This is a genomic window from Variovorax sp. HJSM1_2 (assembly GCF_049316285.1).
In the GTDB taxonomy this organism is placed as follows: Bacteria; Pseudomonadota; Gammaproteobacteria; order Burkholderiales; family Burkholderiaceae_C; genus Rhodoferax_B.
Window position 1 is genome coordinate 1 of the sequence record NZ_JBMOXA010000012.1, and the last position, 12,629, is coordinate 12,629.

The 12,629-nt window shown below is 63.8% G+C and carries 12 protein-coding genes; 3 read left to right on the top strand and 9 right to left on the bottom strand.

Annotated elements, in window-relative coordinates; genetic code table 11:
• Positions 1-1,002 (top strand): MFS transporter (locus tag ACFQ95_RS14725; RefSeq protein ID WP_422832130.1); only part of this gene is annotated, 1,002 nt, incomplete at its 5' end.
• Here the strand turns inward: ACFQ95_RS14725 and ACFQ95_RS14730 are convergent.
• The 4 genes from ACFQ95_RS14730 to ACFQ95_RS14745 all read right to left on the bottom strand — a co-directional run bounded on the left by ACFQ95_RS14730 (position 986) and on the right by ACFQ95_RS14745 (position 5,536).
• Entirely contained in the window at positions 986-1,981 is a 996-nt protein-coding gene (locus tag ACFQ95_RS14730; RefSeq protein ID WP_422832131.1) for a Bug family tripartite tricarboxylate transporter substrate binding protein, read from the bottom strand. The two genes, ACFQ95_RS14725 and ACFQ95_RS14730, sit on opposite strands and share 17 nt — an antisense overlap.
• 59 nt (positions 1,982-2,040) lie before the next feature.
• Entirely contained in the window at positions 2,041-2,997 is a 957-nt protein-coding gene (locus ACFQ95_RS14735) for a fumarylacetoacetate hydrolase family protein (RefSeq protein WP_422832133.1), read from the bottom strand.
• A 159-nt stretch (positions 2,998-3,156) separates the two neighbouring features.
• A complete protein-coding gene (locus ACFQ95_RS14740) occupies positions 3,157-4,035 on the bottom strand; it encodes an extradiol ring-cleavage dioxygenase (RefSeq protein ID WP_422832134.1) in 879 nt (292 codons plus the stop codon).
• Positions 4,036-4,060: 25 nt separating this feature from the next.
• A complete protein-coding gene (locus ACFQ95_RS14745; protein WP_422832136.1) occupies positions 4,061-5,536 on the bottom strand; it encodes an aldehyde dehydrogenase family protein in 1,476 nt (491 codons plus the stop codon).
• A gap of 121 nt (positions 5,537-5,657) precedes the next feature.
• Here ACFQ95_RS14745 and ACFQ95_RS14750 point away from each other — a divergent pair, with 121 nt between their 5' ends.
• Entirely contained in the window at positions 5,658-6,596 is a 939-nt protein-coding gene (locus tag ACFQ95_RS14750) for a LysR family transcriptional regulator (RefSeq protein WP_422832138.1), read from the top strand.
• 44 nt (positions 6,597-6,640) lie between these two features.
• Here the strand turns inward: ACFQ95_RS14750 and ACFQ95_RS14755 are convergent, their stop codons facing one another.
• Both ACFQ95_RS14755 and hpaH read right to left on the bottom strand, forming a co-directional pair.
• Complete coding sequence (locus ACFQ95_RS14755) at positions 6,641-7,306, bottom strand: PEP-CTERM sorting domain-containing protein (protein WP_422832140.1); 666 nt, start codon at positions 7,304-7,306, stop codon at positions 6,641-6,643.
• Between the two features lie 181 nt (positions 7,307-7,487).
• On the bottom strand, positions 7,488-8,291 hold the full coding sequence (gene hpaH / locus ACFQ95_RS14760; RefSeq protein ID WP_422832142.1) for a 2-oxo-hept-4-ene-1,7-dioate hydratase: 804 nt from the start codon (positions 8,289-8,291) through the stop codon (positions 7,488-7,490).
• 269 nt (positions 8,292-8,560) lie between these two features.
• Here hpaH and ACFQ95_RS14765 point away from each other — a divergent pair, with 269 nt between their 5' ends.
• Positions 8,561-9,046, top strand: coding sequence for a YidB family protein (locus tag ACFQ95_RS14765; protein ID WP_422832144.1), 486 nt, complete (start codon positions 8,561-8,563; stop codon positions 9,044-9,046).
• A gap of 101 nt (positions 9,047-9,147) precedes the next feature.
• Here ACFQ95_RS14765 and ACFQ95_RS14770 read toward each other — a convergent pair whose 3' ends face one another.
• From ACFQ95_RS14770 to ACFQ95_RS14780, 3 genes are all read right to left on the bottom strand, one after another.
• Positions 9,148-10,647, bottom strand: a complete 1,500-nt coding sequence (locus tag ACFQ95_RS14770; RefSeq protein ID WP_422832145.1) for a M20 family metallopeptidase — start codon at positions 10,645-10,647, stop codon at positions 9,148-9,150.
• Between the two features lie 91 nt (positions 10,648-10,738).
• On the bottom strand, positions 10,739-11,569 hold the full coding sequence (locus ACFQ95_RS14775; protein WP_422832146.1) for an amidohydrolase family protein: 831 nt from the start codon (positions 11,567-11,569) through the stop codon (positions 10,739-10,741).
• 8 nt (positions 11,570-11,577) lie between these two features.
• The gene (locus ACFQ95_RS14780; RefSeq protein WP_422832147.1) at positions 11,578-12,594 is read right to left on the bottom strand and encodes an aldo/keto reductase; all 1,017 of its coding nucleotides are present in this window, start codon (positions 12,592-12,594) and stop codon (positions 11,578-11,580) included.
• Positions 12,595-12,629 lie beyond the last annotated feature (35 nt).

Below are 12,629 nucleotides of genomic sequence, written 5' to 3' on the forward strand. Positions count from 1 at the left end.
GTGGCGCACACACAGGCGCGCTGGGGCCGCAAGGCTTCGTTTCAGCTGGGGCTGGTCGTCGCGGTGGCATCCGCGCTGTTGTGCCTGCTGGCGGTACACATAGGCAGTTTCTGGTTGCTGTGCACAGCCACCCTGGTGGCCGGTTACTACAACGCCAATGCGGGGCTTTACCGTTTTGCCGCGGGCGAACTCTGTACACCCGCATGGCGTGAAAAAGCGGTGTCGCTGGTGATGGCTGGAGGGCTGCTGGGCGCGGTCGCCGGGCCTAACCTGGCACATCTCACACGCGACTGGTTGCCCCAGCCTTTTGCGGCCGCTTATCTGGCGCTGGCGCTGGCCGGGCTGTTGTCCATGGCGGTGCTCAGCGCGATCGAGTTTCCGCCCCCGGCCGCAAAATCCACGGCCCAGGGAGCACGTTCCCTGGGCCGGATTGCACGCCAGCCGGTGTTCATTGTTGCGGCGCTCACTGGCGCCTTGGGCTACGGTGTGATGAACCTGCTGATGGCCTCCACGCCGATTGCCATGCAGGTCTGCGGCATGCCGTTTCGCGACGCCGCACTGGTGCTTGAATGGCATGTGATAGGCATGTTTGCACCCGGCTTCTTCACCGGCCACCTGATCCGCCGCTTTGGAGTCTTGCCGGTCATGGCGGTGGGCGTGCTGCTGTACCTGGGCTGCATCAGCATCGCCCTCAGCGGGCAGGAGTTGCAGCAGTTTGGCCTGGCGCTGTTCCTGCTGGGGCTGGGCTGGAATTTTCTGTTCACCGGCAGCACCACCTTGTCTATGCAGGCCTACCGGCCTGAGGAGCGCGACAAGGCGCAGGGCCTGCTCAACTTCCTGGTGTTTGCCACGCTGGCCCTCAGCTCCCTGGCCTCAGGCGTGTTGGTGACCACCCAAGGCTGGCACTGGCTCAATCTCAGCTCGCTGGTGCCGGTGTTGCTGGCAGGCGCCAGCCTGGCGTGGCTGGCGCTGCAGCAACGTCAACTCAAGACTCAGCGGTAAAACCAATCGCCTTGACGATCGGGCCCCAACGCTCGGTGTCGGCCTTCAGTGTGGCGGCCAGTTCTTCTGGCGTGGACGATTTCACCTCCAGGCCCATGGCGGCCAAGCCGTCAATTGTGTCTTTGTCCGTCAGCGCTTTGCGCACGGCGGCGTTGGCGCGTTGCACCACGTCGGGGCTGGCTTTGCCGGGCAAGAAGAAACCAAACCATTCGTTGTAGACCAGGCCGCTCAGCCCTTGCTCGACCAGGGTGCTGGTGCCCGGCGAGAACTTGCTGCGTGTGGCCCCCGACGTGGCCAACAGCCGCGCCTTGCCGCCGCTCAGATGCGGCAAGAACTCGCCTACCGGCGCCGAAACCGAGGCGATCTGCCCGCCCAGCATGTCCAGAATCGCCGGTTGCGACCCACGGAAACCGATGTGGCGCAACTCCACCTTGCCGGAGCGGCCAATCAGCTCACCCACAAAGTGCGGCACCGAGCCGGGGGCGGGGGAGCCGAAGTTGGCGTTGGTCGGGTTGGCTTTGCACCACTCCAAAAACTCGGGCACAGTTTTCACCGAGGCCGGCACCTGCGGGCCCACGGCAAACCCCATGTCGAACACCACACCCGTGGACACGGGCGTGACATCGGCCACCGGGTCGTAAGGCAGCTTTTTGTAGGTGTGCGGGTAGATGCCCAGCATGGACATGGGCGTGACCAGCAGCGTCGCCCCGTCGGGTGCCGATGTCTTGAGTAAAGAGATGGCGATCTGGCCGCCGGCGCCGGTGCGTGTGTCGACCACCGCCGACTTGGCATAGCTGCCAGCCAGTTGCGTGGCGACGCGGCGCGCCAGCGTGTCCACCGTGCCACCAGCGGCAAATCCGGTGAGGATTTTGGCGTTGTCTATGCTTTGTGCCTGGCCCATCAGTGGCAGGCTGGTGGCGGCAGTTGCGGCAGCGGCCTGCAGCAAGGTACGGCGGTTGATACAACGGTCAAGGGCCATGGTTTTGTCTCCTGTATTTTGGGTCAATGGCGAAAGCAAAACGTTATATATAAAAACGTTTAGGGGCTTATTTTGCCCCCAGCCGCCGCCCTGTAGTTGGCTTTGAAGTGCTCGGGAACCCGCTCGTCAAAACCAAAGGCCACGCGCCGCACTTCGGGGCTGTCGTTGGGCTGATGGCCGACGCCCAGGGCCGACGCACGCGGCGCCGGAATGGCGACCACCGTGCCGGTTAAACGCCCCAGGCCGGTGATCTCGCACTCGACCACATCGCCGGGATCCACCGAGCGCGAGTGGCACGGTGTGCCCATCAGGATCATATCGCCCGGCACTAGCGTGATGTGACGCGCGATGTCGGCGATTACATAGTGCGGGCCCCAGATGGTTTCGTCGCCAATGTGCGCCTCTTGCACCACCAGGCCATTGCGGTAGGTGCGCAGCGTCTGCTCGAAAAGATTGATACCACGCACAATGCCTGGGCCTATGGGCAGCAGGGTGTCGGCCCCCTTGACGCGCAGCATGCTGCCCTGGTCGGTGTCGCGGTAGTTTTGCAGGCCCATGTCTAGCGCCGGGCAAAAACCTTCTATGTAGTCCCAGGCCTCATCGGGCAACACGTTGCGGCAGGTCTTGCCTATGACCACGGCGTATTCACCCTCGTAGTTCAGGTACAGGCTGTCGGCCGGTTTCAAAATTTCGCAGCCGTGGCCGTTGAGCGAGGTCGGTGGTTTGGTGAAGTAAGTCGGTGTTTCGCTGGGCTTGGGCGCGTTGCGTGTCTCGAAGCTGCGCGAGCTGTAGGAGATGTGCACAGCGATGATCTTGCTGGGGGTGACAGGTGGCAAATGCTGCACATCGGCCGGGCTCACCACACGCGCATCATCGAGCCGCAATTGGCCTTGCTGCGGGCCGTCCTCGATGAGGGTGCCCCAGGCAACACTGCCGCCCACCAGCACGCGGCGGCGCTCCAAACGTGGGCCACGCATCACGGCGGGCAGTTCCTGGATCGGAAATTCAAAGTTCACAACAATGCTCCTAGACGCAAACGGGCACAAACAACGGCAAGCGCAGCGAGCCGTATCGCAGGCGAACACCGCCGAACCGGCTTTGCCGGGCGGCTGGTGTTGCCCCCTGCAAGGGGGTTGGCGTAGCGACACGCAGTGCGCGAAGACTGGGGGTATTCCTCACGGTTCAAACCACATGTGGATGTTGCCGGTGCCACGGGCGTTTTCGTAGGCCGATAGCGCTTCGCCTTTGGCGCGGCATTCCTTGCCGCCCATGGCGCCCAGCATCTGCAGGTAGTGCGCGCCAAAAGCCTCCCACGGCTTCTTGCGGTAGTCCTCGTCCCAGCGTTCCAACACCGTGTCGTGCCGGCCCTGTTTGAAGAGTTCAATCGCGGCTTTGTCGCTGGCGATGTTTTCCGGGCGCGACACATTGCTCTCGTGAAAGATGCGCGGATGGTTCGGCTTCCAGTCGATGGCATTGAACTTGTGGCTCAGCGCGCCCGAGGCGAGCAACACCACACGCAGGCCACTGCTGCGCACGGCCTCGGCAATCGCCTCGCCCGACTTCAGAAAATGCGGCCAGTCACAGTTCTGGCACGAGCTGACGGTGACCACCGGCACATCGGCCAGCTCCAGCCGCAACTGCTTCACCAGGTTGATGGTGGCGTACTGTTTGCCCAGTGCCGGGTTCTGAATGACGCGGTTGTAGCCGCCACGGGCACGCGAGGCTTCTTCAATCGCCAGCGCCAACGCCGGGTGGCCACGGTAGGCGTAGGGCACACCGTGCAAGTACCAGGGCATTTCTTCGGAGATGTAGGTGCCCTCGTAACGCGCGGCACCGTCCACCAGGTGGTAGCCGGTGGTGAACCAATGGCTGTCGAAGATGATGACCACGTCGGGCTTAGCGGCCGTGATCTTGGCGCGCAGTCGCGCGTAGCCGGGAATCAGATCCGAGTCTTCACCCGCGCCCATGAGGCGGCGGAACTCTTCACATTGCATCAGGCCGGGGTGGTGCGAGACCAGGGCACCGCCGACAATTTTTCCTGCGTTGGGGCTCATGTTGTCTCCTTATTCTTGTGAATGCTTACCGATGGCTGAAGCTCGCACGGAAAGGTTTTTTCGGCACCACCACGTCCTTCACATCACAGAAGAATTCAAAGCTCCAATCACCACCTTCGCGCCCCACACCCGAGCGTTTGATGCCGCCAAACGGTGCCGCCAGATCGCGGATGCCAAAGCTGTTGACCCAGATGAAGCCGGTGCGCACCTGCTCGGCCACGGCGGTGGCGTGCGCGGTGTCGCCGTAGACCACTCCCCCCAAGCCGTAGTCGGTGCCGTTGGCCAGGGCGATGGCCTCGGCATCGTCGGCAAAGGTTTGCAGCGTGAGCACCGGGCCGAAAACCTCGTTCTGCACGATCTCGCTGCTCTGCTGCATGTGGGTGAGCATGGTGGGCGCGTAGTACTGCGCGCCAAACGGGTGTGGCGCGCCGCCCCACAACACCTCAGCGCCGGCGTCCACGGCGCGTTGCACAAAGCCCTGCACACGTTCGACCTGGCGTGGGTGGATGATGGGGCCGACCTCGGTGGCCTCATCACGCGGATCCCCCACCTTGAGCTGTGCCACATAGCCACGCATGGCCGCCACAAAGGCATCATGCACCTTGTGGTGCACCAGGAAACGTGTGCCCGCCAAACACACCTGGCCGGCGTTGCGGTACATCAGCGCGCCGGTGGCGGCGGCGTTGTCGAGGTCGGCATCTTCGAGCACGATGAACGGCGACTTGCCACCCAGCTCCAGGCTGCAGGGTACGAGGTTGGCGCCCGCTGCCCGGGCAATCCACTTGGCCGTGGGCACCGAGCCGGTAAACGAGATACGCGCCAGGCGCGGGTCGCTGACCAGCTTGGCACCCGTGCCCGCACCACTGCCCTGCACGATGTTGAACACGCCCGGCGGCAGGCCGGCGGCGTGTGCGCAATCGGCCAGCAGGCTGCTGGTGAGCGGCGCCCACTCGGGCGGCTTGACGATGACGGTATTACCGGCCGCGAGTGCCGGGCCAAGCTTCCAGGTGGCCAGCATCAACGGCGAATTCCATGGTGTGATGATGGCCACCACACCCGCCGGATCGTGCCGCACCAGGTGTGTCGCCTGCTCGGTTTCCATGGGGCGGTCTTGCAGCGTCAACGCGTGTTCGGCAAACCAGCTGAGGTTGAGCATGGCGCGTGGCACCACGCCGTGTTTCATGCGCGACAACAAAATGCCGGCGTCATTGGATTCGACCTGACAAAAGGCTTCAGCGCGTTTGCCAATCTCGGCGGCTAAGCGGTCGAGATAGGGTTTGCGTTCGGCCGCCGTCAGCGCCGCCCAGGCCGGGAAGGCGGCCAGTGCCGCACGTATGGCGGCGTCCACATGCGCCGCCGTGCCTTCGCTGATGCGGCCCAGCAGGCTTTGGTCTATGGGGCAGTACAGGTCGAACAGCACCTCGGAGGCGACACGTTCACCGTGGATGTAGTGGTGCGGCGAGACGGCAAAGCCCGCCACGTGAATTTGCTCTGTGCTCAAAGAGATGTCTCCAATCATTTCTCCAGCGCAGTGTGCGCGGCCCCGCGCGGCGCAACAAACGATAAATTTTGGTGTACTGTGAAGACTTGCTTATCAATACGCCAGAACAGCTGTTTCACCCATGCCACTCCCCCGATTCACCTCGCGCCAGCTCGAAGCCTTCGAGGCCGTGGCCGAAATGCGCAGCTTCACCGACGCCGCCGACCGTCTGGCGCTCAGCCCCTCGGCAGTCAGCCAGTTGATCAACGAGCTCGAATCCACACTCGACTTCAAGCTGTTTGACCGCAGCACACGGCGCGTGGAAATCTCCAGCGCCGGGCGCGAGTTTTTGGCCTCGGCCGACTCGGTGTTGAAACACCTGCGGCTGGCGCAGTCGGCCGCCGAAGACGTGCGCAACCGGGCCGCCGGCATTGTGCGCATTGCAGCACCCTTGGTGGTGGCCAGCGTGATCCTGCCGCCGGTGATCAAGGCCTATGGCAGCACCCGGCCCAAGGTGCGGGTGCACATCCGCGACGTGCCGGTGGACCGGCTGGTGGACGCCGTGGCCAGCGGCGACGCCGACCTGGCCATGGGCCCGGACCGCGCCGTGGGCGACGACGTGGAACGCATTGCACTGTTCAACAGCCCATGGGTGATGTGGTGCGCCCCTAGCCACCCCTTGGCACGGAGGCGCAGCGTGACCTGGGCCGAGCTGCGTGCACACCCGCTGGTGGCTGCGGGCCGCGACCACGAACGCAGCGTGGCGCAAATGCACGAGGCGCTGCCGGGCAACGAGCGCATCACACCGATAGACGTGGTGGACAACATCTCCACCGCCTTGGGCATGGCGGCTGCCGACCTGGCCGCGACCTTGTCACCCGCCTATGTGCAGGCGCTGGCCAAACCGCTGGGCCTGGTGCAACGCAGCATCACCAACCCCGAGGTGATGCGCCAGATGTGCCTGTACCAACCGCTGCGCCGTGCCAGCTCGCCGGCGGCGGAAGGGTTTGCAGAGTTTCTGGCGCAACGCTTCACCGCAGCTTCGCCCCGCGCCGCGGGTAAACGCCGCGCCACAAAGTAAAAAACCCGCCGAAGCGGGTTTTCAAAGACGCTCAAAAGCGCCTGTCAGGCCTTGCGCTTGCGCACGGCAGCGAGTCCCGCCAGGCCTAGGCCCAACAGCGCCAAAGAGCCTGGCTCGGGGATGGCGTTGTTGCTCGCCGTGTCGGAGAACGTGGCGGAAAACAAGACGTCGAAGTCACCGGCCCACGTCTCCCATGTCGAACTGGCCAACCGAGAGAAGTCATTGCCGTTGTTGAAGAAAACAAAGCGGCCGCCGTCATATGAATTGCCGCCAGCGGTGGTCGGCATCGACGCGCGGCCATCATCGCCACCATCGACGTCCGACGTGGAGAAGAAGGCCACGTACTGCGTGCCGCTGGTCAGGGAGAGTGCGCCCGTGTCGAAGGTGAAGGCATACGGCGAAGAAGCCGCGCCGGAAAACTCTTGCACCGCGCTGCTGTAAAGCGCGGAACCCACAATTTTCAAGCCGTCCCAAGCGTAGATATAGCTCTTGAAGCTGGTCGTCCCCGAACCCGAGCTCAGGTACATGGTGTACGAATTCAGGTAGTTGCCCGCAGCCGTGAAGGTTTGCCCGTAAGTGGCAGTATCGGTTTCGGCGAAGGGCCCAATCGTGCTGCCACTCCAGGTGCCGCTGGTGACCACCGTGGCCTGGGCCGTCATGGCGCATGCGGCAACAGAAAAAGCGACGGCGAGATGTTTGATGACTTGCATGAAGTGTCTGAAATTAGGTTTGGTTTGTGGAAACAACTAACTCGTTACTTAATGCAACGGTTATGCCACATAACAAAATCAAACACTTACGTACACTTATGGATGCAGGTGTAAAGAACGGCGACAGATCCCCGATCTCGCCAACACCTCACCTCAACCCGGCTCAGCCCGCCACCAAGGCTCACATAAACCGAAACGCAATCGCGCCCAAGGGTCCGTAGTCGGCGTGAAAGGTATCGCCCGCCGCCGCCGCCACGGGCCGCGTGAACGAGCCGGCCAACACGACCTCGCCCGCCGCCAAACCTTCGCCGTGCGGCGCAAGCTTGTTGGCCAGCCAGGCCACACCGTTGGCCGGGTGGTTCAGCACCGCCGCCGTCAAGCCGCTTTCCTCTATGACGCCATTCTTGTAAAGCAGCGCGCCACACCAGCGCAGGTCAACCGCATCGGGCTTGACTGGGCGGCCGCCGAGCACGATGCCGGCGTTGGCCGCGTTGTCGGCAATCGTGTCCAGCACTTTGCGCGGCGCCTTGGTCACGTGGTCGAGTTGTTCGATGCGTGCGTCGATGATCTCTATCGCCGGCACCACATAGTCGGTGGCGGCGAGCACGTCGAAAATGCTCACACCCGGGCCGCGCAAAGCTTTGCCGAGGATGAAGGCCAACTCCACCTCGACACGCGGCAGGATGAAGCGCTGCAGCGGGATGTCCGCACCTTCGGGGAACAACATGTCGTCGGTCAGCGCGCCATAGTCGGGCTCGGTGATTTGTGACGAAATTTGCATCGCGCGCGAGGTCAGGCCGATTTTGTGGCCGAGGATTCTGCGGCCCTCACTGAGCTTGATTTGCACCCAGGCGCGCTGGATGGCGTAGCTGTCGGCCATCTCCATCGCCGGAAAGCGTTTGGAGAAGTGTTCCACCTGCACACGCGTTTGTTCGGCCTGGTGCAATTCGCGCGCCAGCGCCTGGTGTTGGTCGGGGGTCAGCATGCCGGTCTCCTGGTTTTAGGTTTGCGGCCGAGTTTGCAATCCACCGCCGGCCACCACAAGCGATAGATATTGGTGAACTGCTTAGCGGCTCTTCACAATGCGGCCGCAATTCACGATCATGGGCCCGTATGCACAGGGTTACAAAATGGGCCGCCCCAGCGCCTCATGTCAACCCATAATTTGCAGCCCGCCGTAGCCTGTCCTGGGCCCACGGTGCCTTGTTTCGCTGGCACTGCGCCGGCCTTTTCTTATTTTTAGGAAGCAACATCATGGGTCTACTCGATTCCATACTCGGCGCTGTCATGAACAACGGGCAATCGCCTAATCAAGGCCAAGCTGGCGCGGCCGCAGGCCTGGGCGGCTTGGGCGGTTTGCTTGGCGTGCTCGCCAGCAACCCGCAGTTGATCCAGGTGATCACCGGCATGCTGGCCAACAATGGCAGCCAGGGCGGTCTGGGCGGTTTGATGGACAAGTTCCAGCAGGCCGGCATGGGCGACGTGATTGGCTCGTGGGTGGGAAGTGGCCAAAACCACGCCATCTCGGGCGAGCAACTCAGCCAGGTGCTGGGGCCAGACACACTGTCCAGCATTGCTGCTCAGTTGGGCCTGCAACCCGGTGAAGCCGCAGGCCAGTTGTCGCAAGTGCTGCCAGGCTTGATCGACCAACTCACGCCCCAGGGCCAGGCCCCCGCGCAGGGCCTGGGTGGTGAGCAGGACTTGTTTGGCATGCTCGGCGGTTTGCTACAACAAAAATAGCTCTTTACGCTGATGCAGATTGCGCGAGACGGCAATTTGGCTTGAAAACACAAAAGCCGGTTTGCATTGCGCAAACCGGCTTTTTGCTTGGGCGTTGAAACTCAGGCGGCGGCTTCAGCGGGCACCGTGCCCTGCGCCATCTTGCCCATGACGTGGGCCACCGCCGCGGTGAGCTTCTTGGCGTAAGGCACATGCAGGAACTCGTTCGGGCCGTGGGCGTTGCTCTTGGGGCCCAACACACCACACACCATCATCTGCGCCTTGGGGAAGCCCTTGGACAACATATTCATCAGCGGAATGGTGCCGCCCTGGCCGATGTAGCCACAGCCCGCGCCAAAGTGCGCTTGCGAGGCCTCTTGCAGCGCCTGCTCGAACCACGGCGCAGTGCTGGGCGCGTTCCAACCGGTGGCTGCGCCCTGGGCTTCAAAGGTCACCTTGGCTTGGTAGGGCGCGTTGTCTTCGAGCAGGGTTTTGAGTTGCTGCACGGCGGCATCGGCCTCAACCAGCGGGGGCAGGCGCAGGCTCAGCTTGAAGGCGGTGTAGGGACGCAACACGTTGCCAGCGTTCTTGATTTCCGAGAAACCATCGGCGCCGGTCACACTCAGCGTGGGCGACCAGGTGCGGTTGAGCAGGGCTTGCACCGGCTCGGTGGTGGTGGGCAGCGCAAACACGGTGCTACCACCGCAGTCGTAGTGCGCCCAGGGAAAACGTTTGTAGATTTCGTCGCCCAGGATGGCCGCCGTGGCCTTGGCTTGCGCCAGGCGGTCGGCCGGCACTTCGCAGTGGAAGCTGGCCGGCAGCAGGCGGCCGGTGGCGCTGTCTTCCAGGCGATCGAGCACCTGGCGCATGATGCGAAAGCTAGACGGCACCAGGCCGCTGGCGTCGCCCGAGTGCACACCTTCGGTCAAGATTTCGACCTTCAACACCCCGCTGGCCATGCCGCGCAGGCTGCTGGTGAGCCACAGCTGGTCGTAGTTGCCGGCACCCGAGTCTAGGCAGATCACCAAGGCCACCTCGCCCAGGCGTGTGCGCAGTGCGTCCACATAGGGCAGCAGATCGTAGGAGCCGCTTTCTTCGCAGGTTTCGATCAGGCCAACAATGCGTGGGTGTGGCACGTTCTGCGCCTTCAGCGCCTGGATGGCGGTGATGGACGCGTAGACCGCATAACCATCGTCGGCGCCGCCACGGCCAAACAGTTTGCCGTCTTCGTATTTCGGCGTCCACGGGCCCAGGTCGTTGCGCCAGCCAGTGAATTCGGGTTGTTTGTCGAGGTGGCCGTACATCAACACGGTTTCGCTGGTTTGGCTTTGGTGTGCGTCCACTTCAAAGAACAACACCGGCGTACGGCCTTCGATACGCACGATCTCCAGCTTCAGGCCCTCGACCTTTTGCGCCTCGACCCAGGTGGCGGCGTTGCGCAGCACGGTTTCCAGGTAGCCGTTGGCCGCCCAGTCCTTGTCGAACATGGGGGATTTGGACGGCACCTCGATGTAGCGCGTGAGTTCGGGAACAAGCACCTCGTCCCATTGGCGGGCGACCTGGCTCAGCGCCTGTTCGGCGTTCAGGACGGAGGCGGGAAAGTTGGGTACGCGGGCATTCATGTGGGGGCTCCTCTAGGGCTGCTGGGGCGAATCCCACCAGTCTAGACCAAGCCCCCCACAAAACCAATGCCGGGGGCTATTCACACCAGCCTTAGCGCTGCAGCCGGTAGACCTCGACCGCCGTGCCGCCAAATACACGCGCCTGCTGTTCTGCTGGCACCCAGGAGCGCGCCAGCGCCAACCAGCGCGCATAGTCGCCCGCAAGTTCCAGCACCGGCCAGTCGCTGCCCCATAGGCAACGCTGGTGGCCGAAGGTGTCTAGCACCCACTCGCCGTAGCGCTTCAGCACGGCGCCGTCGCCATGGGCGTCCGCTGACGCGGCTTCGGTCCACAGGCCGGAGAGTTTGCACACCGCCTTGGTTTCTCGGGCGATCTGCGCCAGGCCGTCGGCCCAGGCTTGCCACTGGCCGTGGGCAATGTCGGGTTTGGCACCGTGGTCTATGACGATGCGCAGGTTCGGGTGGCGGCGCGCAAGCTCGACGATACGTGGCAGATGCACTGGCTTCACCAACCCATCGAACACTAGCCCGCAGGCAGCCATGGTCTCCAGCGCGGGCGCCAAGGCCGGCTGCAGAATCCAGTCGGGGTCGGTGATGTCCTGCAGCATGGGCCGCAGGCCCTTGAGCTTGGGGGCCGAGAGTGATAACGCGGCAATACGCGCGGAGGCGGTGGGCGCCAGCAGGTCCAGCCAGCCGACCACACCCAATACATCGGCGGCGTTGTGCGCCTGGTCAAGCAAGAAAAGGGTTTCGGCCTCGGTCGGCGCGGCCTGCACCAGCACACCGCCGGTGATGCCGCAGGGACGGCTTTCGGTGCGCCAGTGGTCGATGTGCACGTCGCGGTAGATGGGCGCCAGCGCGGGCGTGAGCCAGCCGTAGTCGCCACGGTCGAGCTGCCAGAGGTGGAAGTGGGCGTCGATCATGTTGATGTTTATACAGGCGTGGGCGCGTGGTCGGGAATCAAATGCTGTTGGCGCAGCGCCTGCCAGAACGCGGCCGGAATGCTGTGCCCCATCATCGCCACCGCATCGTCCCAATGCGCCACGGTTTGCGGCCCGGCGATGACGATCTCGACGGCGGGGTGCGCTAGCGGAAACTGCAGCGCCGCAGCACGCAAGGGCACGGCAAACTCGGCACACACTTTCTCGATGGCAGCCGTGCGCGTAACCCACTCTTGCGCCGCAGGGGCGTAGTTGAAACGTGCGGCCTGTCCGCCCAACACCCCCGTGGCCAGGATGCCCGAGTTGTAGGCCCCGGCCAGCGCGACGCGCACATCACGCTGGGCGCACAGCGGCAACAACTTGTGCAGCCCGCTGTGGTCCAGCAGGCTGTAGCGTCCCGCCAGCATCAGCACATCCAGGTCGGCCTGGGCCAACACGTCCAGACACACCGACACGTCGTTCACACCCAGGCCAATCTGGCGCACCAGGCCCTCGGTCTGCATGCGGCGCAACTCGGGCAAGGCCTCGGCCACCACTTGCGCCAGCACCTGAGCATAGGCGTCGCCGTGTGTCACGCGGTCGCAGTCGTGGATGTAGACCACGTCGAGCCGCGCCAGGCCCAGGCGCTGCAAGCTGTCCTCGACGCTGCGGCGCATGCCGGTGGCCGAGAAGTCCCAGCGCTGCACAAAGGGCAATACATCGACGTAGCTGTTTTGCTCGCGCGGCGCGTTTTCATCGGCCACCAGGATGCGGCCGACCTTGGTGGACAACACAAAGGTGTCGCGTGGCACGGCGCGCAAGGCGCGGCCCATGCGGTGTTCGCTCAGGCCGTTGCCGTAGTGTGGTGCGGTATCAAAAGTGGCGCAGCCATCGCGCAATGCAGCGCCCACCAGGGTCTGCGCGGCGGCGTCCGAAATGGCGGTGAAAAGATTGCCCAGCGGCGCGCCGCCCAGGCCCAACGGCAGCCCACTCAAGGTGCGGCAGAAGCGTGGATTTTGGATGTTCATGTGTGCGGCACGTTGCCACGACCGGGCAGCGTATC

Bases quoted from the DNA above. Each gene is read 5' to 3' on its own strand.
- ACFQ95_RS14730 (WP_422832131.1), bottom strand. From the start codon at position 1,981: ATGGCCCTTGACCGTTGTATCAACCGCCGTACCTTGCTGCAGGCCGCT.
- ACFQ95_RS14740 (WP_422832134.1), bottom strand. From the start codon at position 4,035: ATGAGCCCCAACGCAGGAAAAATTGTCGGCGGTGCCCTGGTCTCGCAC.
- ACFQ95_RS14750 (WP_422832138.1), top strand. From the start codon at position 5,658: ATGCCACTCCCCCGATTCACCTCGCGCCAGCTCGAAGCCTTCGAGGCC.
- ACFQ95_RS14755 (WP_422832140.1), bottom strand. From the start codon at position 7,306: ATGCAAGTCATCAAACATCTCGCCGTCGCTTTTTCTGTTGCCGCATGC.
- hpaH (WP_422832142.1), bottom strand. From the start codon at position 8,291: ATGCTGACCCCCGACCAACACCAGGCGCTGGCGCGCGAATTGCACCAG.
- ACFQ95_RS14765 (WP_422832144.1), top strand. From the start codon at position 8,561: ATGGGTCTACTCGATTCCATACTCGGCGCTGTCATGAACAACGGGCAA.
- ACFQ95_RS14770 (WP_422832145.1), bottom strand. From the start codon at position 10,647: ATGAATGCCCGCGTACCCAACTTTCCCGCCTCCGTCCTGAACGCCGAA.
- ACFQ95_RS14775 (WP_422832146.1), bottom strand. From the start codon at position 11,569: ATGATCGACGCCCACTTCCACCTCTGGCAGCTCGACCGTGGCGACTAC.
- ACFQ95_RS14780 (WP_422832147.1), bottom strand. From the start codon at position 12,594: ATGAACATCCAAAATCCACGCTTCTGCCGCACCTTGAGTGGGCTGCCG.